General features: G+C 52.2%; 27 protein-coding genes. 22 read left to right on the forward strand and 5 right to left on the reverse strand.

Annotated features, from left to right (window positions below; genetic code table 11):
• Positions 1-2: 2 nt before the first annotated feature.
• Positions 3-587, reverse strand: a complete 585-nt coding sequence (locus tag IVG45_RS17275) for a MarR family winged helix-turn-helix transcriptional regulator (protein ID WP_196435035.1) — start codon at positions 585-587, stop codon at positions 3-5.
• Between the two features lie 122 nt (positions 588-709).
• Between IVG45_RS17275 and IVG45_RS17280 the strand changes: the two genes are divergently transcribed.
• The 5 genes from IVG45_RS17280 (at position 710) to IVG45_RS17300 (ending at position 8,258) form a co-directional block, all read left to right on the forward strand.
• Positions 710-1,615 carry an AAA family ATPase gene (locus IVG45_RS17280; protein ID WP_196435036.1) on the forward strand — a complete coding sequence of 302 codons (906 nt, stop codon included), beginning with the start codon at positions 710-712 and terminating at the stop codon, positions 1,613-1,615.
• Positions 1,612-2,559 (forward strand): DUF58 domain-containing protein, encoded by a 948-nt coding sequence (locus IVG45_RS17285; RefSeq protein WP_196435037.1) that lies wholly within the window; start codon positions 1,612-1,614, stop codon positions 2,557-2,559. Before IVG45_RS17280 ends, IVG45_RS17285 begins: the two co-directional genes overlap by 4 nt.
• 494 nt (positions 2,560-3,053) lie before the next feature.
• Positions 3,054-5,297, forward strand: coding sequence for a hypothetical protein (locus IVG45_RS17290; RefSeq protein WP_196435038.1), 2,244 nt, complete (start codon positions 3,054-3,056; stop codon positions 5,295-5,297).
• 76 nt (positions 5,298-5,373) lie between these two features.
• Complete coding sequence (locus IVG45_RS17295; protein ID WP_196435039.1) at positions 5,374-5,979, forward strand: hypothetical protein; 606 nt, start codon at positions 5,374-5,376, stop codon at positions 5,977-5,979.
• 329 nt (positions 5,980-6,308) lie between these two features.
• The gene (locus IVG45_RS17300) at positions 6,309-8,258 is read left to right on the forward strand and encodes a transglutaminase TgpA family protein (RefSeq protein ID WP_196435040.1); all 1,950 of its coding nucleotides are present in this window, start codon (positions 6,309-6,311) and stop codon (positions 8,256-8,258) included.
• 12 nt (positions 8,259-8,270) lie between these two features.
• Here the strand turns inward: IVG45_RS17300 and IVG45_RS17305 are convergent, their stop codons facing one another.
• Positions 8,271-8,534, reverse strand: coding sequence for a hypothetical protein (locus IVG45_RS17305; RefSeq protein WP_196435041.1), 264 nt, complete (start codon positions 8,532-8,534; stop codon positions 8,271-8,273).
• 102 nt (positions 8,535-8,636) lie between these two features.
• Between IVG45_RS17305 and IVG45_RS17310 the strand changes: the two genes are divergently transcribed.
• The 17 genes from IVG45_RS17310 to IVG45_RS17390 all read left to right on the forward strand — a co-directional run bounded on the left by IVG45_RS17310 (position 8,637) and on the right by IVG45_RS17390 (position 24,762).
• Entirely contained in the window at positions 8,637-9,557 is a 921-nt protein-coding gene (locus IVG45_RS17310; RefSeq protein WP_196435042.1) for an SPFH domain-containing protein, read from the forward strand.
• A gap of 3 nt (positions 9,558-9,560) precedes the next feature.
• Positions 9,561-10,004, forward strand: coding sequence for an NfeD family protein (locus IVG45_RS17315; RefSeq protein ID WP_196435043.1), 444 nt, complete (start codon positions 9,561-9,563; stop codon positions 10,002-10,004).
• A gap of 55 nt (positions 10,005-10,059) precedes the next feature.
• On the forward strand, positions 10,060-10,518 hold the full coding sequence (locus IVG45_RS17320; RefSeq protein WP_196435044.1) for a DUF4279 domain-containing protein: 459 nt from the start codon (positions 10,060-10,062) through the stop codon (positions 10,516-10,518).
• 1,069 nt (positions 10,519-11,587) lie between these two features.
• Positions 11,588-12,031, forward strand: a complete 444-nt coding sequence (locus IVG45_RS17325; protein WP_196435045.1) for an ImmA/IrrE family metallo-endopeptidase — start codon at positions 11,588-11,590, stop codon at positions 12,029-12,031.
• Between the two features lie 92 nt (positions 12,032-12,123).
• A complete protein-coding gene (locus IVG45_RS17330; protein WP_196435046.1) occupies positions 12,124-12,576 on the forward strand; it encodes a hypothetical protein in 453 nt (150 codons plus the stop codon).
• 128 nt (positions 12,577-12,704) lie between these two features.
• Entirely contained in the window at positions 12,705-13,364 is a 660-nt protein-coding gene (locus tag IVG45_RS17335) for a response regulator (protein ID WP_196435047.1), read from the forward strand.
• A gap of 4 nt (positions 13,365-13,368) precedes the next feature.
• Positions 13,369-14,769, forward strand: a complete 1,401-nt coding sequence (locus tag IVG45_RS17340; protein ID WP_196435048.1) for an ATP-binding protein — start codon at positions 13,369-13,371, stop codon at positions 14,767-14,769.
• Between the two features lie 115 nt (positions 14,770-14,884).
• Positions 14,885-16,069 (forward strand): sialidase family protein, encoded by a 1,185-nt coding sequence (locus IVG45_RS17345; protein WP_230874628.1) that lies wholly within the window; start codon positions 14,885-14,887, stop codon positions 16,067-16,069.
• 24 nt (positions 16,070-16,093) lie between these two features.
• On the forward strand, positions 16,094-16,465 hold the full coding sequence (locus IVG45_RS17350) for a copper resistance CopC family protein (RefSeq protein ID WP_196435050.1): 372 nt from the start codon (positions 16,094-16,096) through the stop codon (positions 16,463-16,465).
• 29 nt (positions 16,466-16,494) lie between these two features.
• Positions 16,495-17,157, forward strand: a complete 663-nt coding sequence (locus IVG45_RS17355) for a hypothetical protein (RefSeq protein WP_196435051.1) — start codon at positions 16,495-16,497, stop codon at positions 17,155-17,157.
• Positions 17,154-18,281 carry a HupE/UreJ family protein gene (locus tag IVG45_RS17360; protein ID WP_196435052.1) on the forward strand — a complete coding sequence of 376 codons (1,128 nt, stop codon included), beginning with the start codon at positions 17,154-17,156 and terminating at the stop codon, positions 18,279-18,281. The genes IVG45_RS17355 and IVG45_RS17360 overlap by 4 nt, the downstream gene beginning before the upstream one ends.
• A 294-nt stretch (positions 18,282-18,575) precedes the next feature.
• The gene (locus IVG45_RS17365; protein ID WP_230874629.1) at positions 18,576-18,983 is read left to right on the forward strand and encodes a hypothetical protein; all 408 of its coding nucleotides are present in this window, start codon (positions 18,576-18,578) and stop codon (positions 18,981-18,983) included.
• 26 nt (positions 18,984-19,009) lie between these two features.
• On the forward strand, positions 19,010-19,675 hold the full coding sequence (locus IVG45_RS17370) for a response regulator transcription factor (protein WP_196435054.1): 666 nt from the start codon (positions 19,010-19,012) through the stop codon (positions 19,673-19,675).
• The gene (locus IVG45_RS17375; protein WP_196435055.1) at positions 19,672-20,997 is read left to right on the forward strand and encodes a sensor histidine kinase; all 1,326 of its coding nucleotides are present in this window, start codon (positions 19,672-19,674) and stop codon (positions 20,995-20,997) included. The genes IVG45_RS17370 and IVG45_RS17375 overlap by 4 nt, the downstream gene beginning before the upstream one ends.
• Before the next feature lie 135 nt (positions 20,998-21,132).
• Positions 21,133-23,403: a TonB-dependent receptor family protein gene (locus IVG45_RS17380; protein ID WP_196435056.1), complete on the forward strand. Its 2,271-nt coding sequence runs from the start codon at positions 21,133-21,135 to the stop codon at positions 23,401-23,403.
• Positions 23,404-23,712: 309 nt separating this feature from the next.
• Positions 23,713-24,273, forward strand: a complete 561-nt coding sequence (locus IVG45_RS17385; RefSeq protein WP_196435057.1) for a HupE/UreJ family protein — start codon at positions 23,713-23,715, stop codon at positions 24,271-24,273.
• Between the two features lie 120 nt (positions 24,274-24,393).
• A complete protein-coding gene (locus tag IVG45_RS17390) occupies positions 24,394-24,762 on the forward strand; it encodes a hypothetical protein (protein ID WP_196435058.1) in 369 nt (122 codons plus the stop codon).
• A gap of 110 nt (positions 24,763-24,872) precedes the next feature.
• Here the strand turns inward: IVG45_RS17390 and IVG45_RS17395 are convergent, their stop codons facing one another.
• The 3 genes from IVG45_RS17395 to IVG45_RS17405 form a co-directional block, all read right to left on the reverse strand.
• On the reverse strand, positions 24,873-25,574 hold the full coding sequence (locus IVG45_RS17395) for a DUF2490 domain-containing protein (protein ID WP_196435059.1): 702 nt from the start codon (positions 25,572-25,574) through the stop codon (positions 24,873-24,875).
• A gap of 11 nt (positions 25,575-25,585) precedes the next feature.
• Positions 25,586-26,077, reverse strand: a complete 492-nt coding sequence (locus IVG45_RS17400; RefSeq protein WP_196435060.1) for a hypothetical protein — start codon at positions 26,075-26,077, stop codon at positions 25,586-25,588.
• A 179-nt stretch (positions 26,078-26,256) separates the two neighbouring features.
• Positions 26,257-26,880, reverse strand: a complete 624-nt coding sequence (locus IVG45_RS17405; RefSeq protein ID WP_196435061.1) for a hypothetical protein — start codon at positions 26,878-26,880, stop codon at positions 26,257-26,259.
• Between the last annotated feature and the right edge of the window lie 86 nt (positions 26,881-26,966).

Here is a 26,966-nt window from a genome sequence, read left to right on the forward strand (position 1 = left end):
GGTTACTCTTGGTCTATGAATGGATTGGGTTTAGGAATGTGGTCGCGGCATATTTTATCAGTATCCTCGCGGTCCAAATGTTCGTCTGTCAATTTGCACTGATAGTGATGGGCTTCGACCCCAAAATGACTACAGGAGCGGCACAACCCGAAACTTTTGCTGCGATTGACCTTTTGCAATACGCCTAGGGTGGTTTGCAAGGCGTTGTCGATGCTATCAAATTCCTGGCGACTGACTTTGGCTTCGGCCTGCTTGAATATATCCAGCGGTTTGAGCTCGTCTATCAATCCCCTGCCGGCCTCGCTAAGGCTTAAATGAACGACACGGCCATCAAGGCTATCGGCGGTTTTTTCCAGAAAGCGTTTTCGCTCTAAAATCTGGATGGTCTGCGACACAGTGCCCTTGGTCAAGCCCAAATATTCAGCTACCGAAGCGTGAGTGTTGCTGTATTTGTTACATTTGCCAAGATATTCCAATACTTGTCCATGTATCGGTTGTAAACCGATGGCAGCGTATTTTTTGCGTTCTTCCGAGCGAAGTAATGAACTGATGCGTTCGATTAATTTAAAAGTTTCCAATTCATGCATGCAGACGATTTTAGCACAAGCAGTGCCGCTTGCCGGTAAATGCTAAGGAATAGGAGATTTGCACTTTATTGGCAAGTCGGGCCACAATTGAACCGATTCTATATTCGGCTGATTTTACCAAGATGAACAACGCGCTCGATCAATTACTTGCATCCGCCGATAGCGTCATTCTCGGCAAACAGCGGCAAATCCGGTTAGCCGTTTGCTGTCTGCTGGCGAAAGGCCATTTGTTGATCGAAGACATACCCGGCGTCGGTAAAACCACGCTTTCGCATACGCTGGCACGCTTATTCGGTCTGGCCTATCAGCGGATTCAGTTTACCAGCGATATTTTACCGGCCGATATTATAGGTTCGTCGGTGTTCGATGCCCGGCAAAACAGTTTTAGTTTTCATCCCGGGCCGCTATTCAAACAGATGATTCTGGCCGATGAAATCAATCGGGCCACGCCCAAGGCGCAAAGCGCCTTATTGGAAGCCATGGAAGAACGCCAGGTCACGGTGGAAGGTCAAACCTATGAGTTACCAAAGCCGTTTTTTGTGATTGCCACCCAAAACCCATCGCATCAGATCGGTACATTTCCATTGCCGGAATCGCAGTTGGACCGGTTTCTGATGCGAATCGAATTGGGTTATCCCAGCCGACAGGCCGAGCGCGAGTTATTGTTGGGGCAGCCTAGGCATACCGTCATTCAAACTCTGAAGGTGCAATTGTCGCCCCCGCAGTTGGCCGAATTACAGCAAGCGGTGAGCGATGTGTATGCGGCACCGGCATTATTGGATTATTTACAAGCCATCATCGAATTTACCCGGCAATCCAATCATTACCCTTGCGGACTCTCGCCAAGGGCCGGTTTGTCATTATTGGCGGCGGCCAAGGCCTGGGCCTTCATGGATCAGCGGCAGTCGGTGCTGCCGGAAGACCTGCAAGCAGTGTTGGCCGCAGTTGCCGGCCACCGGTTGAGAGCTGGCGGTAACGATTCGGCGGCAATTGTCGCCCCTATTTTGAAGGAAGTACCTGTCCATTGACCGAAGCGCTATTATCCTTGAAGCAGCGTTTTAATCCGAGCCGTTTTTTTCGCGGCGAAGATCCGGTTGCCGGGCCGATTACACTAAATCAACGGCGGATTTTCATTTTGCCGACCGGACAGGGGCTGTTGTTTGCCGCGTTGATCGTATTGGTATTGTTGATTGCCTTTGTCTATAACAATAATCTGGCCTATCTATTAAGCTTTTTATTAGCAAGCATTTTCTTTGTCACCATTTTGCACAGTTACAAGTCTTTGGCCGGTCTGGTGATTCAGGCCGGATACAACCAGCCGGCATTTGCTGGTGCCGCGGCGGGGTTTAATTTTCATGTCCATGATCCCTCGGGGCAACTCCGGGTAGGGCTCGATATCCGATTGCGGGAAGGCCAAACTAGCCTTGCGCCTCGGCAAACACAAACGGTCACGTTATATGTGTCCGCCGAACGTCGTGGCTGGTTGTCATGCGATATTTTGACGATATCCAGCCGTTATCCGCTTGGCTTGTTTCGTGCCTGGTCGCCGCTTCGGTTCGATAGTAGGGTGCTAATTTATCCTATGCCGGCTCGAGAAATGCGGCCTTTTCCGGAAACCGATGCCGAGTATGGGCAACAAGGCCAAAATAGACGCAATGGCGATGAATTCCTTGGACTCAAAACCTACCAAACCGGTGATTCGATTAGGCAAATTCATTGGAAAAGTTTTGCCAAGGGCCGTGGTTTGCATAGTAAACAATATGCCGGTGCCGGTAGTGTCGATTTATGGTTGGATTATGCCGCCGCGCCAGGAAGCAATGTCGAGGAACGTTTGAGCCAAATGTGCCGATGGGTCGTTGAGGCGGAGCGGCTCGGCCTGGCTTATGGATTGATGTTGCCGGGGATAAGAATCGAGCCGAATGTCGGGGCGGATCATTATCACCAATGCCTGGAAATCTTGGCACAATTTTAGATTTGATAAAAATACTGACAAAACTGTCAGTTTTGAATGGGTAAAAAAATAACATTAAATATTAATGTTTTATAACGTTATCGATTAGCTGCGTTGCGGGTTTTTCGAGGGCTTCGAGACTGGCAATTACCACTAATAAGATTGGGGGATATAACTTAAACTGAGTTATATCCCTTATTTTTTGATTACCCGATATTTTCATTCATCGCTATATCGATCGCTATCCTGCGTCCGTCAAGGCTTACAACATTTTGGCCCGTCTATTGCATTTGTAGAAGCACGGAGCTGGATTGCTCTCCCCCCGTTAAATATTTGCGATTAATGCGTACCCGGACTGCCTTGGGCGGTTGGCGGCGGCCCTTGTTTGGCAAGGGAGAATACGATTAAACGTCAATGACTACAGGTTAAGGTATGAACGAAGCGAACATGATTGGAACCACGAATATTGCCGGTCTTTATTATTTACAAACCCGCAGTTGATCCAGGAGAACTGAATGAAAAGGAAACAAAATCTCAACGTTGCGATGAAAAAGATTTTTAAGCTATCCGCAACATTTGCCGCGGTTTCGGCGCTGGCAATTGCACTCTACTCGCAATCCGAGCAATCGTCCGCCGGGTATAGCGAAACCGCCGACATGGCAAGTAGTGTGGGCCATGGCGATGTGGATACGCTCAAGGCCGCGCTGGATGTATGGCGGGAAAATTATGAAGCCAAGGGCGGAAGTCCGGAGATATTGAAAGTATCGCTTGGTTATTCCAAAGTGCTGTCGGCCGATTTTACCCAGGCACGCGGGCAAATGGAGCTCAATCTAAAAAGCGGTAGCCTGGAGCTAAAAACCAAAGGACTCGACAACGGCAACTATAGCCTTTGGTTGGTAGACAATCGTAACGGTTCCGTGCTGCCCGAAGCCAGCGACAACATGATGCAACTCGGCGATTTCGTGGTCGCCAACGGTTCAGGTCAATTGACCACTCAATTGCAACGTCAACAACTCATGGGTTTTACCCTGGACTCGGTGGTCGTCACCAAGCAGGGTGTTTCCCCGTCGCAAGGCCTAAGTATCGTTGGCTCCCCGGATTTGATGCATAAACTGTACTACGCCGACAAGCCTTGGTTGACCACGGCGATGGGCGACTTCAAAGGGCGCGCGGTTGAGTCAACAACCGGTTTCGAGTTTTTGTTGCCGAAAGCAGCAAACGCCGACACATTGTCCGACTTAACCCCGGTGCTGGGTGCGCAGATTGCTCAAGGTCGGCAAATTTTTCATAACGAAACCTTCGCCGGTAATGGTAGAACCTGCGGTACTTGCCACCGGGCGGACAACAACTTCACGATCGATCCCAATTACATCATGAAGTTGCCGAACAACGATCCATTATTCATCGCGGAAACCAATCCGGCTTTGGCGGATCTGGAAAACCCGACACTGTTGCGTAAGCACGGCTTGATTCTGACCAATGTAGACGGCCCTAGTGTCGATATTTTCCGTAGTGTGCCGCATACGCTGTCGATGGCCACTACCGCAAAAAGCGAGAGATTCGAGAACCCGGAACCCAACTATCCGAAAGGCGAATTCGCGGCCGACGACGCCTTTGCCAATGCTACCGGGTGGAGTGGCGACGGTGCGCCGGGCGGTGGCTCGCTGAACGAATTCGCGTTGGGTGCGGTTGCGCAGCACATGCCGAAGACTATGAACCGGATTGCCAACGTCGATTTTCGCGTGCCGACCGTGCCAGAGCTCGATGCCATCGAAGCGTACACCTTGTCATTGGGTCGCAGTAAAGACTACCCAGTGTATAAAATCACCTTTAACGATCCGTTAACTGAAGCTGGTAAGTTGCTTTTCGACACCAAGCAAAACCCCTGCTCGGATGGTTCGGCGCAAGGCGGCGCCATTCCACAGCAATGCCTAAACGGCTCGTCCGTAGTAACTGGCGCTTCCGCAAACTGTAACGGTTGTCACCAAAATGCCGGTGGACGCAGTTCTACTACCAATTCCAACCCCACGCGTAATACCGGGGTAGAGCAGATGAAAATACATCCCGCTCGCCTACTCAAGCCTGATATGGCTTATGACGGCGGATTGGGACAGACTCCAGCGACCTGCGGACCGGATGGGGAACCTTGTTTTGGCGATGGCCGTTTCAGCACGGCACCGTTGATTGAAGCCGCCGATACCGCACCGTTTTTCCATAACAATGCGGTCAGTACTTTGGAAGAGGCGATCGCCTCGTATAACAGCGATGCGTTCAATACCTCGCCAACCTCGTTGACCTCAAAAGGCGCTAATCGCCAAGTCAAGCTGGATTCTACTCAGGTGGTGGCTGTTGCGTCCTTCCTGCGCGCGATCAATGCGGTGGAAAACATCCGCTTGTCGGATCGTTTGGACGGCCAGGCCAAATTGGTTTCCAATAATGCCACGGCACGAGAATTGGTCAGATTGGCGGCCGAGGAAAATCTGGATGCGATTCAGGTGCTGAAAGAGGGCGTGCTGGGCAACAATTGGCAAGCAGTTCAGAAACTGGAAGAAGCGGCCTACCAACAAAAATTGGCGCAATTAGCACCTATCCAAGCCTTGCGTAATGCCTTGTTGAATAATGCGATGAGCAAGAAACAGCAAGCCCGTGCGTTGATCGCAAGTTGCAATAATGCCGCCGTTGCGCCGAGCACGGCAACTCAGCCGCCTGCAGCTATTTTCGAGGATCACGTCTACTCCTGCGCCGAAATCGGCATGTAAATCCCGTCTGTCTACCGCTGGCGCAGTCCGGTGGTAGACGTCCCAAGCTTAGCAAAACATACGAGGTTTTTAATCAATGGCTTTTCAATCACGAATCATCACCGCCGGGATAGTCTTGGCTGGTGCTCTTTTCGCTGCAACACCGACGCATGCCGCCCCGGTCAGTTTTTTTGTGGACTGGAGTGGTGCGGAATTTCTTAATAATGCCGAGGCCCACGGGATACTGACACTGGATGACAGCGTTTTTGCAAATTCGAGTGCCGCGCCATTTCTTTTTCCAGGTGCGGAAGTTATCGACTTCTCTTTGACCGTTAGTGGGGCCGATTCAGGCAACGGGCAATTTTCACTTTCCGATTTTACTGCTTTTACCTGGGATACCGCGGGTGCTGAATTAGATCCGGATTTGGAGTTAATCGGTCAAGCTACAACGGGTGGTTATTGGGGAAGCGTTCATAACTGGAGTAGCGGTACCGGGGACTTCAATGTTTACGCCGCCGAAAGCAGCTTCGCGCCGACCGCTGATATGAGCTTTACCCTGCGCACCAACAACGATCTGATTAACGGCGACAAACTGAATCTCGTCTCTTTCCGTCCGGTTCCACTCCCTGGCGCTGTCTGGTTATTCGGTTCGGTCTTGATGGGCTTGATCGGTGTCGGTCAGAGGCGCCGCTCCGCGGTATGAAAAGCCATGCAAGTGTTCGGCGTAGGTGCGGATTTATCCGTACAGTGCGAATGAATTCGTAACTAGCGCTCATGAAGGCTCGGCATCGCCCCTCCGAATTTTTTACTTTCAGAGTAACGTTAGCAGAATGTTTCATAGGTGTTCACTAGCTTGAGCGTCTAGCATTTACTGTTGAAAAGCCCGGTTGCTGTCGCGGCAAGCGGGCTTTTTTGCTAGGTAGCTAGGGCCGGCTTAATGCCATTGTCAGTTCGGGCAAAAGATTGTAGCCTTTAGGCATCAGAGATTTCGTTATTGGATTCAGACATGCGTGATAGGGTGCTTACAGCTTAATGCATGACACTAGTCTTAATCTGCGTAGCCTGGTTTTTTTACTCGTTTCGATTGGATTGATTAGCCTACCGCATGGCTGGCATATTCCCCTGCCCTTGTTCGGATTTTTCTCGGTGTTGTGGGTTTGGCGTTTCGCGGCTGTTTGGTATAGCCGTTGTTTGCCGAATCGATTGGTGCTGTTTGTGTTGACCTTGGCCGGCATCGCGCTGTTGGTTAGTCAGCATGGAGGATTGTTCGGCCGGGATGCCGGTACGGCGCTGTTTGTGGTGGCGTTAGGCTTAAAGCTTCTGGAAATTCACGGCAAGCGCGATGTCTATCTAATCGTATATCTGGCCTTCATCGTCGCGGCCTCGCAGTTTCTGTACGAACAAAGCATTTTGATGGCCGGTTATATCTTGCTGGTGTGTGCCGCACTGTTGGCAACCCTGATCACCCAAAATGCGAAACAGGTGCAAACGTTAGTGGCGGTAAAAACCGCCGCCATCATTATTTTGCAGGCCTTGCCGATGACCGTGGTGGTATTTGTATTATTTCCCAGGCTTGAGGCGCCACGCTGGATGTGGCTGCAAGACGATACCAAGGCCTTATCCGGATTGAGCAATACACTCGAACCCGGCTCCATCAGCGAATTGAGTCTATCCGACGAGTTGGTATTCAGGGTGCGGTTTGCCGGCGATGTCCCTCCTCCGCAATTACGCTATTGGCGTGGGCCAGTCTATTCTCGGACCGATGGTATACGTTGGTCCGCTACCGGCAACAACAATCAATCCACCGTTAAACCTAGCTTTAGCGGCGAGGCCTATCAATACACTTTGCTGATGGAGCCGCGGAAGGAAAATTGGGTCTTTGGGTTGGATATGGCCGAAAGCTTTGATGCCAGTTTGAGCAGGAATGATTTATTGCAGTTGCAAACCAGCAAACGGCCATCGGAGCGTGCCGAATACAAGATTGTCTCCAGGCCTTTTTATAACACCGGTGCTATCAGCCCATCGGAAAAACAGGAAAATTTACAGCTGCCCGCAAACGCCTCCGCCAGGCAGTTGGAATTGGTTGCAAGCCTACGTGGTTTCCATGCCGAGCCGGAGCAGTTCATCGGGAATCTGCTGAACCATTTTCGGCAGGAAAAGTTTTACTACACCCTGACTCCGCCGCTGATGCCGGATAACCCGATCGATACGTTTTTATTCGAAACCCGTAGCGGATTTTGCAGCCACTATGCCACCGCGTTTGTGTACTTGTTGAGGATAGCCAAGATACCGGCAAGAGTCGTCGGCGGGTATCAAGGCGGTGAAATCAACAAGGTCGGCGGTTTTCTGGAAGTCAGGCAGGCCGATGCGCATGCCTGGGCCGAAGCCTGGCTGGAACACAAAGGTTGGGTCAGATTCGACCCTACGGCGGCGGTGGCGCCGGAACGCATAGAGCGTGGCGTCAATGTGGACCTGCAAATCGCCAGCGGCGCGGTCAGTTTCAGCCCGATGGTTGTCGAATCGGCGGCCTTGAATTGGTTAAAACGTAGCCGGCAGTTATGGCAGAGCATCGACTACAATTGGCAACGCTGGGTAATCAATTATCATGGCGGAAGCCAGAAGCAGTTTTTGCAATTGCTGGGAATAGACGGGGTGGGCGAGTTGGTCAAATGGCTGGTCGGCGGTTTGCTGTTGATTACCCTGCCGTTGGCCTGGTGGTTGTTAAGGCAAAAAGCCACGGCCACAGACAAAGCCGTACGCTATTACCGGCGCTTTTGCGCCAAGCTGGCCAAGGCCGGGATCGAAATAAGATTGGGCGAAGGGCCGAAAGATTTTGCCGAACGCGCCCAAAAGCAATGTCCTGAGTTGGCGGCAAGAATCGAGCAAATCACCGCCCTCTTCATCCGCTTGCGTTATCAAGCGGATGCGAAAGCCGGCGATTTGCAAGCCTTAAAGACGCTGGTCGGCGGCCTACGCATCTAGGCCGCCCGGTGTTTAATGCAGGTCTGGGACTTCGGCGCCGGGTTGCTGAGTCGTTTGTTGTTTATTGAGTTGAGCTTTTTCCTGCTGCAATTGCTTGTTGCCTTCGCCAAACATCACGGCCGCGATCATGAACAACACGCCGGCAATCATTGCCACGGGTAGGCGGCCGGGTTTATCCATCCACAACAATATCCATTTGGGTTTGTACATGCCGACGGCCAGCACGATCAAGCAAAGAACAAAGACGTTGAAGGCGTAATAAATCAAAGTATTCATGAATCCGGTCCTATAACCTGCAAGTTTGAGAGGGATGCATTATTATTAGTCGGGTGACAGTTTGCAATAAACAAAAATTAACAATCACTTTTAGGGGGCGCTATGGGCGGCTTTGGTTTGTTTGTAACGGTACTGTTTATTTTCGCGATACTGATGGTGTTCATGAGTGTCAAATCGGTGCCACAAGGCATGGAATATACCGTCGAACGTTTTGGCAAATATACTAATACCTTGACTCCGGGCTTGAACATCATCATGCCGATCATTGACCGTATCGGACGTAAGCTGAACATGATGGAACAAGTGCTCGATGTGCCGTCGCAGGAGGTCATCACTAAGGACAACGCCATGGTTCGGGTCGATGGGGTAGTGTTTTACCAAGTCATGGATGCGGCCAAGGCGGCCTATGAGATCACTTACCTGGATATGGCCATCATCAATCTGGTAATGACCAATATTCGTACCGTGATGGGTTCGATGGACCTGGACGAATTGTTGTCGCGCCGGGATGAAATCAATGCCCGCTTGTTGAACGTAGTCGACGAAGCCACCTCGCCCTGGGGGATCAAAGTCACCCGTATCGAAATCAAGGACATTTCGCCGCCCAAGGATTTGGTCGATTCGATGGCCCGCCAAATGAAAGCCGAACGGGAAAAACGCGCGCAAATTCTGGAAGCTGAAGGCATGCGGCAAGCGGAAATTCTGAAAGCCGAAGGCTTGAAACAAGGCGCCATTCTGGATGCCGAAGGCCGAAAGGAAGCCGCATTCCGCGACGCGGAAGCTAGGGAGCGTCTGGCGGAAGCTGAAGCCAGGGCCACCACCATGGTCTCGGAGGCGATAGCCAAGGGCGATGTGCAGGCCATCAATTATTTCGTCGCGCAAAAGTACATCGAATCCTTGAAAGACGTGGCCACTGCCAACAACAGCAAGCTGATCTTCATGCCGCTGGAAGCTTCCAGCGTGATCGGCGCGCTGGGCGGGATTGGCGAACTGGCCAAGGAAGCCTTGAATAAAAAGGTTTAAACCATGAATGAACTGGATATCGTGTTCTGGTATTGGTGGGTGCTGGCCGTCGGCTTTTTAGCCGTCGAACTGCTGGTGCCCGGCTTTTTCTTTCTGTGGTTGGCGGTGTCGGCGTTTGTGGTCGGATCGATATTGCTGATGATTCCGTCAGCCCCTTTGGACGTGCAATTGCTGTTGTTTTCAGTGTTGGCCGTGATCTCGATATTGGTTTGGCGGCGCTATGTCAGCGCCAAGTCGCAGGAAAGCGACCACCCTCTGTTGAATCAACGCGGCGCCCAATACATCGGCCAGACTTTTAATGTAGTAACCGCTATCGAAAATGGCCAGGGTAAGGTCAAGGTAGCCGATGGTCTATGGAAGGTTCAGGGCCAGGATTGTCCGGCGGGGACCAAGGTTAAAGTGGTGGCGGTTAGGGGGACGGTGTTTGAGGTGGAGGTTTGCGGGTGAAATGGCTTGGCTGTTGCCAGATGAATTTGCGTGATAATCAATAGGTAGTTTAACCATGGCACATCTCAGCAAATCGGCAGCTACATTACGAGTGATGGGCGACAATCTAGTGCCTGACGAAATTAATTCTCTCCTTGGATGCCTTCCTTCAACGAGTTATGTCAAAGGCGAGGTTATTCGAGGAAAAAAATCAGGTCGTGACTTTACAATGAGAACTGGAATGTGGCGGCTTGAGGCTACTAGCTGCGAACCAGAGAACTTAGATAGCCAAGTAGCAGAGATACTAAGTCAGCTCACACAAGACTTAAACGTCTGGACGAACCTCAAAGATCGATTCGATATTGATCTCTTCTGTGGGTTTTACATGGAAGTGACAAATGAGGGAGTAGAAATATCAAGTGCGACACTTAAGTTGCTTGGGGAACGAGGAATTGCTTTAGGCCTAGATATCTATGGTCCAGTTAAAGAGAACACCTCCGCTGCGAAACCTTGGAAACGAAGCGTTAGCGAGTGAAGGTTGAGTAGTCCCTGGAAGCCGTAGCGCCGGGCGGTTTTTCGACTAGAAAAACTGCAAGGCATCGCGAAACGGCGTCGAGTCATGCGAGAGCCAAGGCTTTGATCCCCTTGTTGGGTCAAAGGCGAGGTGACGCGGACGGCCAGGGCCGCCGCAGGCAATCACGTGGCGGTGTAGGCGCGATTGCTAGCCAGGGATGGCTAGCAATCTTTCCCGCCGGAAGCCGACACTCGCCGACGGCTCTTGAAGGTGTCGCTATCGCGACGGCTTAATTTAATCGGGTACTCGCACCCGAAGGCGAGTTTCTTTCTTTTGCTCCGCCAAAAGAAAGAAACCAAAGAAAAGGCGGCCCGGATGCCGCTTGTTTCCTGCGTTCCTCGTTTTCGACGGGGGTTGCCAGAAGGCACGTCCCTGTACCTCCGGCAACGTGCGGCATCCATGCCGCACCCCTTTGGGCTGATCCCATCGAAAACTCCGGTACTCGGCGCGGCATACGGGAGAAACCCCATTCCATTGGAAAATTCGTCGTGCTAATTTGATGTTTGGTGTAGCCATGTGGGGTACGCACCGCGTACCTTTTGGGTTGAGGCGTATAACCATCAAGCCGCGAAGCGGAACGATGCCGAAGGCATGGGGTTAAACCCCTGATACCGCCCCGAGCATCGCAGTATTTGGCGAGAACAGCCCGCTAGGGGAGCAGCAGGGATGCTGCTCGTTTACGGAGGGGCTGGGAGCCCCTTCCGGAAACCCTCGCCAAATACGAGAAGCGCAGGAACTAGGCGGTAGCGGGGCGGCCTTTTCTTTGGTTGCTTTCTTTTGGCCGAGCAAAAGAAAGCAACTCGGTCGTCGGTCCGAGAACCGACTTTAAATCAGGCTTCGCGTAGCGTGTCTTATTATTTGCGCCTCAGTTTGAATCGCACCCTGCGCGGCAATTGCCTAATAGCAAATCCTACGGCTTTCTGTATACATAGCCATACTCGCGGGATAGAATAACAATGAATTGACATTATCATATTTCCCGTATATGCCACAGTCTGCACAATCACCTACTCAAAAGGCTCGCCAAGTCTTGATTAATCATTGGGATGGTGAGCTGCCTATCGATCCGGCCGCGATTGCGGGAAAGCTGGGCATTTCCGTCAAACCGGTGGCCGGCTGCGACTATAGCGGCAAGGCTTATCAAGAAGGCGGCTTCGGGATTATCGAATACAACGATTCAGAATCGAAACTACGGCAGAGATTCACTATCGCCCACGAGTTGGGCCACCATGTCATGTCCCACACCGATGCCACGCATCAATTTCGCGACGATCCCAGCAAGTTTAATCTTAACGTCGCTATCCCCGAAGAAACTCAGGCCAATAAATTCGCCGCCGAGTTGTTAATGCCGAAATTGGCGATAGAACATTTCGTGTTTAACGAAAAAATCAGCTCCTTAAATAAGTTGGCGGAATTATTTTCCGTATCGACGGTAGCCATGCAATACCGATTGAAGAACCTCGGCTTGCTGTAGAAAAAACCATGATTGGCGACAGCCCTAGCCCGCAATCGGATTTGAGCGAAGGCAGCATCGCCGAAGAGCAATCGCTGCTGGGCAAGGATATATTGGAAGAGCAACAGCTGAAAAGAAGATTCAGGACATGGAGCTTTTTTATCGCCTGGGCCTTGAGCATCGTCTTTTTTCTGGCGGTTCTTTGTTTTTCATATCGATTTTTTGCCCATCCAAATTGTTATTGGATAGCCAGAACTGTCAAATCGTCACAAGCCGCGGATCAAAAACCGCCAGTTCCCGCGGAAATTCATAAAACGGTCGATGGCGAGGGCCAGATGGTCAAAGAGGCCGTGCCGCAAACTGCCTATCCGCTCAATCAGTTTCTTATCCTGCTTGGACTGTTATCGGCCATCGGCACAACGCTGGCGGTCTCGGTCATGCGTTTTTCATTCGCTAATGATAAGACCTCCGAAAAAGACAATGGCGCAATACCCATCAGCCCGATTGCCTCTTCCTTGACTGAATTACTTAACGCGATCATTGCTTTAGTTAAGAAAGAAAAATAGACCTGCAAAATTCATTCTCGGTGCTCCGGCGCCGGAACGCATTCCTGGGCGCTCTGCATCCTTGCAAAATCAATTCCTTGGTACAATGCTGTCCAAGCAACTCACTCGACGGACAACCCCCAAAAGCTATGCGATTGTTATTGGTAGAAGACGATGCCATCCTGGGCGATGGCCTGAAAGTTGGCTTGAGCTTGGAAGGCTATGCCGTGGACTGGCTGACCGACGGCGCTCAAGCCGACGAAGCGCTGAAGTTAAATCATTACGACTTGATCGTGCTGGATTTGAACCTGCCACGGATGGACGGCATGAACGTGTTGAAGAACTTGCGCAAACGCAAGGACAGCACGCCGGTCTTGGTGTTGACCGCCCGCGATGGTGTGTCGGAACGGGTGGCCGGGCTGGATAACGGTGCCGACGATTTCGTTTGCAAACCGTTCGATCTGACCGAGGTTTGCGCGCGTCTGCGGGCGCTGGCGCGCCGGCATGAAGGCCATGGCATCCCGTTGTTGGAGCATAAGGGCGTGACGATAGACCCGGCCGCGCATCTGGTGTTTTACAACGGCATCGCGGTGGAATTGTCGCAAAAAGAATACGAAATTCTGAATTATCTGATGACTCACATCGGCCACGTCACCTCGCGGGCCCGTCTGGAAGAGGCGTTGTACGCCTGGGGTTCCGAGGTGGAAAGCAATGCGGTCGAGGTGCACATTCACCATTTGCGCAAGAAACTGGATGTCAACTTGATCCGCACCATACGCGGGGTAGGTTATATCATCGATCAAGCCTGATCGCATGAAATTTAGGTTACGCCCGCGTTCACTGAAAAAACAGCTGCTATTTTCCCTGCTGTCCTCGCTGTTTTTGGTCTGGGGCATGACGGTTTATGTCAGTTACCAGCAAACCCGCGACGAAATTACTAAGTTGTTCAGCGCCGATTTGGCCCAATCGGCGCGGGTGGTGCATGCCTTTGTCGAGAATTTGCTGCAGCAACGGCGCCTGACCAAATTATGGGATCAGGACAAATCGCCCGACTTGTTTCAGATGCCGATACTCGGGCACAAATACGAACGCAAAATTGCCTTTCAATTGCGTTCGGTCAAGGACGGCGTGGTGCTGCGCTCGGAAAGCGCGCCGGAATTCGCGTTGTCGCTGACGCGTAACGGATATAGCGAAACCACGATTAATAACCAGCTCTGGCATGTGTTCAGCATTAGCAGCGAAAATGGCGATTATGTGATACACACCGGCCAGCGCGATGACATGCGGCGCGAATTGGTCAAGGCCTTGGCCAATCAGCAGGTATTGGCGATGTTGCTGGCGTTGCCGATGCTGGGCTTGGTGATCTGGTTGATCGTCAGCCGCACCTTGCGGCCGGTAAATCAGCTCAAGGAACAACTGGCCGTGCGCGAAGTAGGCCATTTGCAGCCCTTGTCCCTGGATAAACTGCCGGAAGAAGTGGTGCCGATGGTCGAGCAGATCAACGCCTTGTTTGAACTGCTGGAACAGGCTTTTGCCAACGAGCGCAATTTCACCTCGGATGCCTCGCATGAGCTGAAAACTCCGCTGGCCGGGTTGATGACGCAATTGCAGGTGGCGCAAAAAACCACGGAGGATGCGATGCGCCGTCAAGCCTTGCAAAAATGCCAGCAGGCGGTATTGCGGATGACGCATATGGTGCAGCAGCTTTTGACCTTGTCCAGAGTCCAACATCATAACGTTCAGCTGACGAAACAACCGGTTGATGCCAATCAGGCCATGATAGGCGTGATTGCCGATATTGACTTTTCGGCGCATGAAAAACGGATAGAAATCGAATTGAACGGCGGGAACGGTCTGGTGATTGAAGCCAATCCGCAATTATTGAATATTCTGCTGCGGAACTTGCTGGATAACGCCATCAAGTACACGCCGGCGGGAGGTAAGGTCAACGTCGGTTTACGGCGAGACCGTGAGCAGCTATGCGTAACCGTCGAAGATAGCGGACCGGGCGTGGCCGATCAGGATTACGAACGTATCAGCCAGCGGTTTTACCGTTGCGTGGAAACCGCGCAACAGGCCGAGGGTAGCGGCTTGGGGCTGTCGATTGTGCAGCGCATCATTCGTCTGCATGATGCCAATATCGAGTTTTCAAAATCGGAACTGGGTGGATTGAAAGTGACGCTACGGTTTGATTTGCCAAAATCGGCCGGTTAGTTTCAATTCCGGTTCAGCTTTTAGTGTCAGTATGATGTAATCATCGCTCGTTTTTCTCGAGTAAGCCTATATGCCGGTTTTAATGTTGCGGAACATGCGCAAGGGATTGTTGTTTATGATGGTTGCGGGCCTGACGGCTTGTTCGCAGCTATTGCTGCCTAACAAGCCGCTGGACGTTAGCCTGGCTAGTCCGATAACTGTTCAAGGCTTGCCGGTACAAAATCTGATTAGTTACGATTTATATGCCGATGGCACGGTGTTGCACGCTATGTTTTCTACGGCAACGGCTGATCCTAAACAGCCTTATATCGGTTATTTGCACTCCGATGATGATGGTCGGCATTGGTCCGCCCCGATTGCATTAGGCCAATACGCAAGAGCGACTATCGAATCGATGGCCGGTAACGATCTACAGATTGCGGCGTCCGGCGATACGTTGTTGGCGATCTGGCAAGTGACCGGCGAAATTCCAGGCATGGGGCCGTTAGCGGCAATGTATTCCAAGGATGGCGGACAAACCTGGGTAGCCGGTGCCAATCCAACCGGCAGCGAGGGCGATCAATCGCATCCCGATCTGGTTGCCGATAGCGATGGCCGGTTTCATCTGATCTGGCTGGACGATAGGGACGAGAACGGTTACCAGGGTGTGCGTTATGCCCGCAGTTCGGATGCCGGACAGCATTGGGAACTGGCGCAAACCGTTGATGAGTCCAGCTGTTCCTGTTGCTGGAACCGCTTGATAACCGGTCCGGATGGGCAGCTCAATGCGCTTTATCGGGATATGGAGCCGCGCGACATGGCATTGGCGCAGTCCATGGATGGCGGGAAAAGCTGGCGCCGAATCAGTACGGTGGGCGAATTTAACTGGATATTCGACGGCTGTCCGCACAACGGCGGCGCCTTGATCCGAACCGAGTCCCAAACCTTGCATGCCTTGGCCTGGACCGGCGTCGAACATAAATCGGGCCTGTATTATCTGCGGTCGGCGGATAACGGCAAAAACTGGTCGTTGCCGCAAGCCATGAGGGGCGAGGCTTTGGCGTTTCACGGCGACATCGCGGCCGGCGATGAAGGACGTTTAATCGCAATTTGGGATGCGATGGGTGCCGACGGTTCGGTGGTGGTGATCAGCGAATCGGTTGATAATGGCCGGAATTGGTCGGCTTCCAGACAGATTTCGACCGTGGGCGGTTCGGCGGTGTTTCCCCGGATTATCGCCACCAGGTCCGGATTTTTGGCGATGTGGTCGGAACAGAAGCCCGGCGGGGGCAAGCAATGGATGTCCGCGATACTTGAATAACTATAACCATAACGAGATAGTCATATGCGCAAATCAACAATAATATTTTCTTCAGTGCTTTTGCTGGCTTCCTTGCTGAGTCCGATTGCGGCCTCCGCGCATGCAATTCTGGTGAAATCGCAACCGGCCAAGGATGAAGAAGTCAAGGAAGCCCCCAAGCAAATCGACCTGTGGTTTAACGATCCGGTCAAGAGCGAGTACAAAGCCTTGGCGGTGATCGATAGCGAAGGCAAGCGCGTCGATAATCACGATGTCGAACAAAGCTTGACCGACGGATCGAATATCCACGCCACGGTAGCGGATTTGGCGCCGGGTACTTATACCGTGCGTTATCGGGTGGTTTCGCAGGATACCCATATCGTCACCGGCAAATTCCAATTCACCGTAAAACCTTAATGCGGGTTCAGCCCTTAATCGTTAATTTCATGAATATTCAGCGACTCTCCTCTTTCCGTGTTTCCGTTTTAATGGTCTGTACTTTATTGCTGGCGGGTTGCGAACAGCTCGGATTCGGGGCCAAGCAATCCAATGCGCTGGGAAATAGGCCCGATCTGGACTGTATTATCGCCAACGATTTTTATGCGGTGCATTTCAGCACCTATTTGCAGCCTTCCAAGGACGATCGAAATGCTGATCCTAAAGCCGCTTTCGTGCCGTTTTGCCAGCAGATTCCGCGCGCCGGCAAAATGTTTTTTACCGCCGATTTAATCGATCGCGACATACGCACCACGCCTATCGGCATTCGCTTGGTCGAAGTGGAAAAAACCGGTCAAAAAGCCCCGAATGATATTCGCGAAATCCGCACCATTGCCGAAATTCCAAGCCAGCTTTATCCGCGCGGCGCGGTGGAAGCCCAGGCCGAAATCGATAAAAACGGCGATTATGTGCTGTATTTCCTGATTGGAGATGCGATCGAGGAAGACGATAAATTCAGAGTGGCGCTGGAAGTCGGCGTTGAGCCGGGCGGCTCCAAGTTGCCGATGATTGCGATTGCCTCGGTGGCGGCCTTGTTATTGGTGGTGCTGGGCTTTTTGATTTACTTGCATAAACGAAAATCCAATAGTGCGAACGGAGATAGTCAAGTATGAAGCATGTTCAGGGACGGAATGGCTGGCCTGTTTTGGCAAAATGCTTGCTGATCGTCGGCTTGTTGTTGCAAGCGAATTGGGTTGCCGCGCATCCACCCGGCCTCAGCTCAGTGGATGTTGTGATCGAAGTCGAACTGTTGGCTGTCAAGGTGACCTTTGCATTGCAGGACATCGAGGCCTTTGCGCCGATGGATAGCGACCTTGATGCCGAGGTCAGCAATGCCGAGCGCGATGCGGCCAAGCCCGCAATTGCCCAATTACTGGCAAACCAGTTGCGGGTCAATGTCGACGGCAAGGATTTGGCGTCGGCCGAGCCAGGTATCGTCAACTATGACGATCAGAACAATGCCCATGTCGAGTTTCGGTTTGAACCGTCGCCGCGGCGGCAGTTGCTGGTGCAATCCAAGTTTTTGGCGTTATTGCCGGATGGTCATCAGCAATTCGTCAAGATTCGGGATGTGAACGGCAATACCTTGTTGGAAAAAATGCTGGGCAGAGCCAACGATCAGGTTCAGGTAGAATTTGATTTGGTCGATGGTAAGCAACAGGTTAGCGGGCATGCATGGTTCGCGGCTTTTATCGATTTTTTCAAGCTAGGTGTCGAGCATATTGTCACCGGCTACGATCATTTGCTGTTTTTGTTGGCGTTACTGGCGGTTACCCATAGCTTCTGGCCGGCGATTAAGATCATTACCTTTTTCACTATTGCGCATTCGATCACCTTGGCCCTGGCTGGACTGAATCTGATTGAATTACCCTCAAGTTTCGTCGAGCCTTTCATTGCAGCCACCATCGTTTATGTGGCCGTGGAAAACTTGATACGGGGCGATCACCCGAAGGGCCGCCACTGGCTGACCTTCGGTTTCGGTTTGATTCACGGTTTTGGTTTCGCTGGTGTTTTGCGGGAAATGGACATATCCAGCGGCGACACCGGTATTCTGTTGCCATTATTGTCGTTCAACCTAGGGATAGAAACCGGGCAAATCGTGGTGGCGGCTATCGTATTGCCGATGATCTGGTGGTTGAACAACAAGCCGGAGTTCTCCGTGAAATTCCTAAAAGGTTGCTCGTTCATGATCAGTCTGATGGGCGCTTACTGGTTCTTGGAACGTACCGTGTTGTAAGCAAGTAACCGACGGCGGATTCGCGGGCCACCGCCGGTTGTTTCTCATCCTCTCCCGCTGCTTTCCGGCCTTCATTCCGATCCCGTTTCTTGATCCGGTCAGGCTCGGGCTTGTTATTGCGCGGCAAAGAAGCGCGAACGATGCCGGTAGGAAATATATAAATTTCATCATACAATAGGGTCCGCTGTGCTTCAGCCGGATACGAGCCTATGTCTACCAATCGATGCCGGACAAGCACAAAGCGGATGGTTTCAGTCACTGACGGGATTGGCGGAGAAGATGAGGGTTTTTGTAATGATGTTAGGACTGGCATTGTTGAATGCTTGCGGAAATGCCGGGCAAATCAATGGCCTTAGTTTAACTACCGCCCATAAGTCGGTCAGCTTTATCAAGGAGCATTTGCCGGCCAATCAGCGGGTTGAATTTGAAGTGGCTTATTGGGCTCTACGGGCGCAATTCAAAACCGATGGCGATTTTCTAAAAGCCATCGACGGTAAAACGGCCGGTGATTTGATTGCCTCGGCCAAGGCCGGTTTTATCGATGGCAAGGTATCAGGCGCCAAGGAATATGCCGCTTATCCAAACTGGGAGCAAATGATAGCCGAGCAAACCCGGATACGGACCGAACAGGATCGTGGCGCCATCGACCCGCACGATAAGAAAGGCTATCCCAGGGTTGATTACAAGATGCATGCGATGTAACGCTTTGCGTTGCATCGGGATTGAGTATGCGGTTACTGCTGGTTGAAGACGATCTGGTTCTATCCCGGTCCTTGGAAATAGATTTGGGCGCTGCGGGATATGTGGTCGACACGGCTAGGGATGGCGTAAACGGCGAGTTTCTGGGGGCAACCGAAAATTATGACGCCGTCATTCTTGATTTGGGTTTGCCTAAACTGCCTGGAATCGAAATTTTGCAACGCTGGCGAGCGGCCGGCAATAGTGTGCCGGTGATCGTACTGACGGCGCGCGATGCCTGGCATGAAAAAGTCGATGGCTTCAAAGCCGGTGCCGATGATTATCTGGGCAAACCCTTCCACCCGCAAGAACTGCTGGTTCGGTTACAAGCCATATTGAAACGCGTGCATAGCTGTAACCAAGTCCGGTTGAATGTGCTGGGCGTGGAACTCGACGAGGACGAACAGACCGCTTCGGTCAATGGCGGGCCAGCGCATGCTCTAACGGCTATCGAATTCAGATTGCTGCGCTACTTCATGCTGAATGCCGGCAAAGTACTCAACAAGGCGCAACTCAGCGAGCATATCTATAGCGAATCCTCGGAACCGGATAGCAATGTGATCGAAGTGTATGTAAAGCGTTTGCGTCGGATCGTTGGCAGCGATTTGATCCAAACCCGGCGGAGCCAAGGTTATGTTTTCGGGGCAAAGCCATGATGCCGTTGCGCAAACGCTTGGGTCGTGGATTGATCGTGTTGTTATGCATCATTTTCGTGATTCATTGGATTGCCGCCGATTGGATGATACGTAGCGTTGCCGAAAAGCAGATGGCCAACCGCTTGGAGGACGACGGCCATTCGCTGCTGGAAACGCTCACCGCCACGGCGGACGATCAGGTCGGTTTCGATAGTTATCATATCAGCTCGGTCTACAACCGCCGTCTTTCCGGCCACTATTATCTGGTGAAAGTGGATGCGCAAGCCTATCCCTCGCCGTCATTGCTCGATTTTCCGTTGCAAGCAGAGCCGATCGGACCGGAGCAGTCTAAGATCTACCATATCAATGGGCCGGAGCAGCGGCCGCTGTTGGTTCTCGGTTTAGGGGCGGTGAAATTCGGCCATAGAATCAACATCAGCATTGCCGAGGATTTATCCGCCGTGGATCACGACATTACCGCGATGCGCCTAACTTATTTCGGCTTGACGCTGCTGATTTTGGTCAGTGCGATCGTATTGCTGAACTGGGATGTCAAACGATCCTTGCGGCCGCTGGCACTGGTGGGCGGCGAACTCGAGCAGGTTTCCAGCGGGCGGCGGCAGCGGATTGGTTTGGATGTGCCGGAGGAAATCGAACCCCTGGTGAAAGAGATCAATCGTTTGTTGGAGCTGGTTGTGCGGCGCTTGCAGCAATCGCGCACCGCAATCGGCAATTTGGCCCATGCTTTGAAGCCGCCGATGGCGCTACTGTACCGAATCGCCGAGGAGCCGGTATTCGACGATTACCCGGAGTTGCGCCGGCAACTGCACACTCAAACCGAAAACATCCATCGGTGCATTGAGCGAGAACTGAAACGCGCGCGAATTGCCGGGGACCAGCAGCTGACTATTGCCTTCAACCCCAGGCAGGAACTCATCGCGCTGAAAAAAACCTTGCGCGCCATCTACGCCGAAAAGGCATTGGATATTCAAATCACCGCGCCCGATGGACAGATTCATTTCGATCGGGAGGACATGATGGAGATGTTGGGCAACCTGCTGGATAACGCCTGCAAGTGGGCTAAACATCGGATCGATGTCGAAATGGATTTTTCCGATGTTTTAGATATCCGGGTGGCGGACGACGGCCCTGGATGCTCCGAAGCGGAACTGCAAACCCTGACTCAACGCGGATTACGCTTGGATGAATCCATACAAGGACACGGGCTTGGTCTGGCTATCGTTTCGGACATCGTCAATTCCTACAAGGGCAATTTACAAATTGGCCGCAGCAAGCCCTTAGGCGGTTTTTTGGCCACGGTGAGCCTACCCCTATCTCGATAATTCTCTCTGTCGTTTGTTGATGGCCCGTTTTTCAGTTTCGATTCACGCCCTTTCGTTAAATTAGGGACAGTACCCGGTGATCAGTGGGTACCCAACTAATCAGCATTTTCAAGTTTCAAACGGTGAGAGGATAATATGAATTATAAAGACGGGCTACTACCGGCTTTGTTATTGAGTGTCATCGCTCACGGCGCGGTGGCCGTGGAACAAGCCAAAGTCGGCCGGACAGCCAGCGACAACAACGCCGAAACGCTGCCCAGCGTGGAAGTCGAGGAAAGCGTCGAAAAAGCCGCGACTTTTTCCGGATCGACCTCGGTGATCAACAAGCAGACACTGGAGCGCGATCAGGTATTCACCGTCAACGAAGCCTTGCGCAAGGCGCCGGGCGTATATGTTCGCGACGAGGAAGGTTTCGGCATTCGGCCCAATATCGGCATACGCGGCCAGAACCCATTCCGCTCCACCAAGGTATTATTTCTGGAAGACGGCCTGCCGTTCAACTTCGCGCCCTACGGTGACAACGACATCTATTATCATCCGCCGATCGAGCGCTATGACGGCGTGGAAATTTATAAGGGCGCCGATTTGACTCAGTTCGGCCCGCAAACCCTCAGCGGCGCGGTCAATTATCTGACCCCGAAAGTGCCGACCAAGCCCGGCGGTTTCGCCAGCTTTACCGGCGGTAATCGCGATTACCTGAACGGCCATGTCCGCTACGGCGGCATGTTCAACGGCGTCACGGGCGTCGATAGCGCCGGCGGCACTATCGATTACATCCACAAGCAAGGCTCGCGCGCGCGCGACAACACCTTTGCCGAACTCGACGATGTCAATCTGAAAAGTATCATCGACATCGACGCGCAAAACCGCCTGACCTTGCGCGGCGATTTTTACCGCGAGGACTCACAGTCCACCTTCGGCCTGACCGAGGCCGAATACAGTAATTTCGGTCCGCGTTACAACCCGTTCAAGAACGACCGCTTCACGACCGAGCGCTGGGCGGCATCGGCAACCCATCAGCATTATTTCAACGATGATGTAACCTTGGAAACCAGTTTCTATTGGTCGAGTTTTCATCGCGACTTCTGGCGGCAGATGAACCAGCAGCCCAGTGATTTGAACAACTGCTTCGCCGGCAATAATGCCGCTAATCTGGCGTTCCGGGAGGCCAGGTTGAGCGGCCAGGCCATTGATGTCGATAGCTGCAATTTCGTTCGAGGCCGCTTGCGCGAATACGAAACCTGGGGTGTCGCGCCGACCATTCATGCCAAGCACGACTTGTTCGGCGTCGACAACCAACTGGACGCGGGGTTTAGAGCGCATGTCGAAAATCAATACCGGCGCACGGTGGATGGAGGATTGCCGACCGCGCGCGACGGGGTTCTGGGCGAATTTCAGGACCGTTATGCCCAGGCCTTTTCCGGCTTCGTGCAAAATAAATTCATGCTGGGCGACTGGACCGCCACGCCGGGCGTGCGGGTCGAATCGGTCAGCTACCAGCGCGAGAACAAGCTGAATGGACAGAAAGGCGAGTCTTCGGTGACCGAAGCCTTGCCGTCGTTCGCGATGACGTACACGCCGGTCGATCAAGCCACGCTGTTCTTCGGCGTGCATCGCGGTTTCGCTCCGCAGCGGGTTGAAGACACCATAGGCAACGACGGCAATAGCGTCGAAATCGGCGCCGAAAAAAGCTGGAATTTCGAGTTCGGTGTGCGCAGTCAGCCTATGCGCGGCGTCAAAAGCGATTTGACCTTTTTCCATAACGATTTTGAAGTGCTGACCGTGCTCGGCACCGTGGGCGGAAACGATTCGCCGGTCGCCCAAGGCGCGGCCTTGTTCGAGGGCGTGGAGTTTTTCAACCGCTTCGATCTTGGCGAGACTTTCGGCTGGAACCACAACCCATATCTGCAAGTCGCCTATACCTGGCTGCCGACCGCAGAATCGACCTCGCCGTTTCAGTGCATGTCGCAGTCCAATGGCCAACCGCAGCCGCAAAGCCGTTGCCCAGGCGGAAACGTCTACGGCTCGGAGGCCGGCAAGCGCTTGCCCTATGCGCCGGAAAACTTGTTGACTGCAACGCTCGGTTATTCGAATCCCGGCAGCGGTTTCGATGCGCATTTCGAGACCGTGTTCGTCGATCAGCAATTCGGCGATTTCATGAATCTGGAAAGCGGGTCCGATCACCCTGATGGTCCAAATAGCGTCAATGCCCGCTCCGGCCAGTTCGGCAAAATCAGCGATTATGTGGTGGTCAACTTCGCCACCTCCTACAAGATTCATCGTGACATTACCCTCTATGCATCCTTGAAAAACATGCCGGATAACGATTATCTGGTCGACCGGGTGCGCGGTATGTTGCCGGGTTCGCCGAGGTTGGTACAGGCCGGATTCAAATATGAGTTTTGAAGAAGGGGGGTCTTCCTGGAATTGAATAATATGAACTATTATTTATTTTTCATATTTCTGGTACTATGTACTCGTCTTGTTCGCCGCGATTGAGTCCGATTTTGCTAACTCGTCGGTCTTAGCCGTGGCAATAAGACAATGAGATACCGCGCACATCATCATGCACGGAAACTTTTTTGCATTCCCTAGCACTTGGCGCTTCCGGTCGTATTTCGTGCAACCAGAGGCGTCAAGGTTTTTTCCTAAAGTTATGTAACAACAGAGCCCGGTTTCCGAACGGAATTCGGCAACCAAGATTAGGAGGCGGTGATGAAAGGCAAGGCAAAATTTTTTCAAAAACTCACGGCGATGACACTTGCGCAACCCTTGGTTGCCGATGCGCATTCTTTTCATTGGGCGAGTGAATCGATAGGCTTTTTGGGTGGTTTGATTCATCCAACCACCAGTATGGAACATGTGTTAACCATGTTGCTGGTCGGATTATGTCTGTCCCAAATGGGTAATCGATCGGCCTATGTTATGCCTTTTTTGTTTGTCGTTTTAATGCTGATGGGCGGCGGCTTGACGCTGATTCCGATTGAAATTGCAGATGCGGAAAATTTGATGTGGCTGTCGGTGTTGCTGTTGGGCTTAATGCTGGTATTTGTCCGTAGGGTTTCACAGTATGTCGGAGCGCTGATTATCGCGAGTGTGGCCGTGTTACATGGCTATGTGCATGCCTACGACATCTGGCTGGATGTCGATGCCGTCGGCTACTCGATAGGTTTTGCCTTGATGACCATGGTGCTGATTCTGGTTGGAATTGGCTCGGGATGGATGGTTAAACGCCTTGCGGTTAAATTTTCCCCAGTTAGTCTGGTAGAGCGCTAGGGGGCCTGTTTTTCGCTTTAATAAAAACAACAAGGAGTACGCAGCTTGCTTCAATTGAACGTCATACCCGGAAAACCAGTTTTTACTTTATAAAATTAATCATTTACTACAGAGATTTATATGTCACTCAAGAAAGTTTTTATCACAGTCATGCTGTTTTTTTCGATGTTGGGCCTTTCCGGTTCAACCTTCGCGAAAGAAGCCCATAAGGCTATACCCGAGATATTGAAAGAGGTTGACGCCAAAATTCAAGCCGCTTTGGATGCCATCCCTTCCGGCAATGCCCAACAAATAGCTTCGCTGATCAAGGAAGCTTCCGAAAGCGCTAGCGAACTGAGCGCCAACTATAAATTTGAGTTCGAGCGCGATAAAGTCGTACTGAAATTGAAAAAAGCCAGGGAATTAACCAAGAAATCCGATTTTCCCGCTGCGGAGCAAGAGCTGAAAACCGCTCGCGAAGGCTTTGCAAACTTGCCGAAGTACCAATAATGGAACCAAGCGGCCTTTGATTTAAGTAAAGGGCTGCATTTTATTCGGCCCGGCCGAAATGGATTTTCGTGTATGACTTGGGTGGCTGTTGCCACCCTTTTTTACGCGGGTTAGAAATTGACGTTGATATTGGTCAGCCAGACGTGGTTGGTTAAATCCGGCGTGCCGTAGTTATGCACGTACTGCAATTGATAGCCGGTGTCCAGGTTGAGTTGCGGCGTTAGTTTATAACCGATGCCGACGTAGCTGCGGTTCTGGTTAATGCCGGTTTGTACCGAATGGGCCAGACGGCCTTGGTCGATGGAATTGAAATAGACAAACAGTTCGTCGACCGCAATCAGATAGGCTTTGCTGTCCGGTATCGTGTATACGAAACGTAGCCGGTGCCGCATGCGGTGACCGGTGTCTTCCCCTTCAAACAAGCGCTGTTCCAGCCGGAAGCGGTACTGAAAGTTCAGTTGCGGAGTCCAATTGTCTATCCACTGCACCTGCTCTATGATGTCGTTGGTAGCCAGCTCGAAATCGGTTTGTTCGTTATATTCGCCCTGCCAGGTATAGCCAGCCCACAGTTGCAAGTGCTGGCTTAGTTTGTAACCAAGCAAGGGGCGGACGATGATCTGGGCAAAATCGTTATTGTCGTTTTTGGTGCGCGGCGCCAGTTCCAGGAAAGCCAGATACGGGCTGCCGCCGAAGTCGGTCTGATAGGTGTTGCTGAGCCAGATACCGAAATCGTCATTCGCCGGTGCCGCCAGAGCCGGCATGACGGCGAGGGTTAAGCCGGCGGATAACAGGATGGATGTGGCTTTATGCATGATTCCTATGTTTATTTTGCAGCCTCAAACGCCTGATTCGCGAAAGGATTGAAGCTAGGTCGGGTGACGAGGTTAAAACCAAAGTCGGTGCCTTGGTGGCAAGCGTTACAACCGGCGGTGAGTCTATCGTAATTTGCGATAAATGCCTGCTGATTTTTGTCCTTGATGGCTTGCTCTATGGCGGCCAGCGGTTGGGCCATATGATTGGCAATCAAGTCCGGAATGGGCTGGGTGATGTGTTTGTGGGTGGGATGATACTTGCCGGCATCCTCGAAGCCTTCGTGTAACTCGTCCACCTCATAGGCCGCCAAGGCCCAGTTCCGAGCCTGTCCGGCAAACCACAGCTTGGCGTGGCGTGTCGCGCTTTGCGCCATGATTTCACCGAGTCCGGGTGCATATTGGCTGAGTTGCTCGGCGTGATGATCACGCAAAGGCGTGGTGCAAGCCGTTAACAGAGCGGTGGCGGCGAAAGCCAGGCCAAGGTTCGAAATTGACGATTTCATAATGATTCCTTATCAATGGAGGCAAGGGGGATGTGAATAATATTGACTTCAATCAAGCCGTGATCCGGGCGGAGTCGAAGCCGGTGAGTGCATCGGCCCCAGTCCGCGAGCGGTTGACTTTGGTTCCGCTCAGTCAACGGCAAATTGCTTGGATTAGTACATTTGTTGCCGTAAATCGCCTAAGGCGTGGAGTTGACCGGTTGTTGCGGCTTTAGAAAGCGTGGCACGAAGAAAGCAAGCCCGGCGATAAGGGCGGCGATAAGGCCGAAAAAGATCAGCAGACTGCCTTGTCCGCCGGATTGCTCAGTCACTAGGGCAACGGTCAACGGAATGGTTAGGGCGCCGGTTTCCGGGGGGATATTCAAATCGGTGTCGTTGACATATAACACTGCTTGGTATTTGCCGGCGGCCTTGAAATCCACCGTGGCGGAGACCACGCCTTGTTTGGCGATCGGCATCGGCAATTCGGCGATGATCTGCCCATCTTCGCGCAGTATTTTTAGTGAAACCAGCTTTTTACGCACGTCGCGGTCCAATAAGTCCAGGGTAATTTGGGTCTTGCCGGTCAACGGAATGTCGATGCATTCCGCGCTGGGCAAGTTTTTCGGGTCCTTGGTTTGCTTCGGGTCGAATTGATAGGCGGCGAAATTGACCACATAGTAATCATTGCTTTGCATGCAGCCATACATATCGTAGCTGCCGCCGACGCCTTTGCGATTGCCGCCCAACGGCACCGAGGCGCCGGCTTGTCCGATCGCGGCCAGTATTAGAATTACAGTCATGCAATTTTGGAATGTGTTCATCAGTTTACCTCCGGCTTGGACGGTTTGTCCGTTATGCTAAATTTCAATACGCCGCTGACGATCGGCGAGTGTCGGCTTCCGGCGGG

It is taken from the genome of Methylomonas sp. LL1, from assembly GCF_015711015.1.
Lineage (GTDB): Bacteria > Pseudomonadota > Gammaproteobacteria > Methylococcales > Methylomonadaceae > Methylomonas.

Bases quoted from the DNA above. Each gene is read 5' to 3' on its own strand.
- IVG45_RS17365 (WP_230874629.1), top strand. From the start codon at position 18,576: ATGATGTTAGGACTGGCATTGTTGAATGCTTGCGGAAATGCCGGGCAA.
- IVG45_RS17355 (WP_196435051.1), top strand. From the start codon at position 16,495: ATGAATATTCAGCGACTCTCCTCTTTCCGTGTTTCCGTTTTAATGGTC.
- IVG45_RS17395 (WP_196435059.1), bottom strand. From the start codon at position 25,574: ATGCATAAAGCCACATCCATCCTGTTATCCGCCGGCTTAACCCTCGCC.
- IVG45_RS17380 (WP_196435056.1), top strand. From the start codon at position 21,133: ATGAATTATAAAGACGGGCTACTACCGGCTTTGTTATTGAGTGTCATC.
- IVG45_RS17275 (WP_196435035.1), bottom strand. From the start codon at position 587: ATGCATGAATTGGAAACTTTTAAATTAATCGAACGCATCAGTTCATTA.
- IVG45_RS17335 (WP_196435047.1), top strand. From the start codon at position 12,705: ATGCGATTGTTATTGGTAGAAGACGATGCCATCCTGGGCGATGGCCTG.
- IVG45_RS17390 (WP_196435058.1), top strand. From the start codon at position 24,394: ATGTCACTCAAGAAAGTTTTTATCACAGTCATGCTGTTTTTTTCGATG.
- IVG45_RS17405 (WP_196435061.1), bottom strand. From the start codon at position 26,880: ATGAACACATTCCAAAATTGCATGACTGTAATTCTAATACTGGCCGCG.
- IVG45_RS17320 (WP_196435044.1), top strand. From the start codon at position 10,060: ATGGCACATCTCAGCAAATCGGCAGCTACATTACGAGTGATGGGCGAC.
- IVG45_RS17340 (WP_196435048.1), top strand. From the start codon at position 13,369: ATGAAATTTAGGTTACGCCCGCGTTCACTGAAAAAACAGCTGCTATTT.
- IVG45_RS17375 (WP_196435055.1), top strand. From the start codon at position 19,672: ATGATGCCGTTGCGCAAACGCTTGGGTCGTGGATTGATCGTGTTGTTA.
- IVG45_RS17300 (WP_196435040.1), top strand. From the start codon at position 6,309: ATGCATGACACTAGTCTTAATCTGCGTAGCCTGGTTTTTTTACTCGTT.
- IVG45_RS17295 (WP_196435039.1), top strand. From the start codon at position 5,374: ATGGCTTTTCAATCACGAATCATCACCGCCGGGATAGTCTTGGCTGGT.
- IVG45_RS17360 (WP_196435052.1), top strand. From the start codon at position 17,154: ATGAAGCATGTTCAGGGACGGAATGGCTGGCCTGTTTTGGCAAAATGC.
- IVG45_RS17280 (WP_196435036.1), top strand. From the start codon at position 710: ATGAACAACGCGCTCGATCAATTACTTGCATCCGCCGATAGCGTCATT.
- IVG45_RS17310 (WP_196435042.1), top strand. From the start codon at position 8,637: ATGGGCGGCTTTGGTTTGTTTGTAACGGTACTGTTTATTTTCGCGATA.
- IVG45_RS17400 (WP_196435060.1), bottom strand. From the start codon at position 26,077: ATGAAATCGTCAATTTCGAACCTTGGCCTGGCTTTCGCCGCCACCGCT.
- IVG45_RS17350 (WP_196435050.1), top strand. From the start codon at position 16,094: ATGCGCAAATCAACAATAATATTTTCTTCAGTGCTTTTGCTGGCTTCC.
- IVG45_RS17385 (WP_196435057.1), top strand. From the start codon at position 23,713: ATGAAAGGCAAGGCAAAATTTTTTCAAAAACTCACGGCGATGACACTT.
- IVG45_RS17290 (WP_196435038.1), top strand. From the start codon at position 3,054: ATGAAAAGGAAACAAAATCTCAACGTTGCGATGAAAAAGATTTTTAAG.
- IVG45_RS17305 (WP_196435041.1), bottom strand. From the start codon at position 8,534: ATGAATACTTTGATTTATTACGCCTTCAACGTCTTTGTTCTTTGCTTG.
- IVG45_RS17370 (WP_196435054.1), top strand. From the start codon at position 19,010: ATGCGGTTACTGCTGGTTGAAGACGATCTGGTTCTATCCCGGTCCTTG.
- IVG45_RS17345 (WP_230874628.1), top strand. From the start codon at position 14,885: ATGATGGTTGCGGGCCTGACGGCTTGTTCGCAGCTATTGCTGCCTAAC.
- IVG45_RS17315 (WP_196435043.1), top strand. From the start codon at position 9,561: ATGAATGAACTGGATATCGTGTTCTGGTATTGGTGGGTGCTGGCCGTC.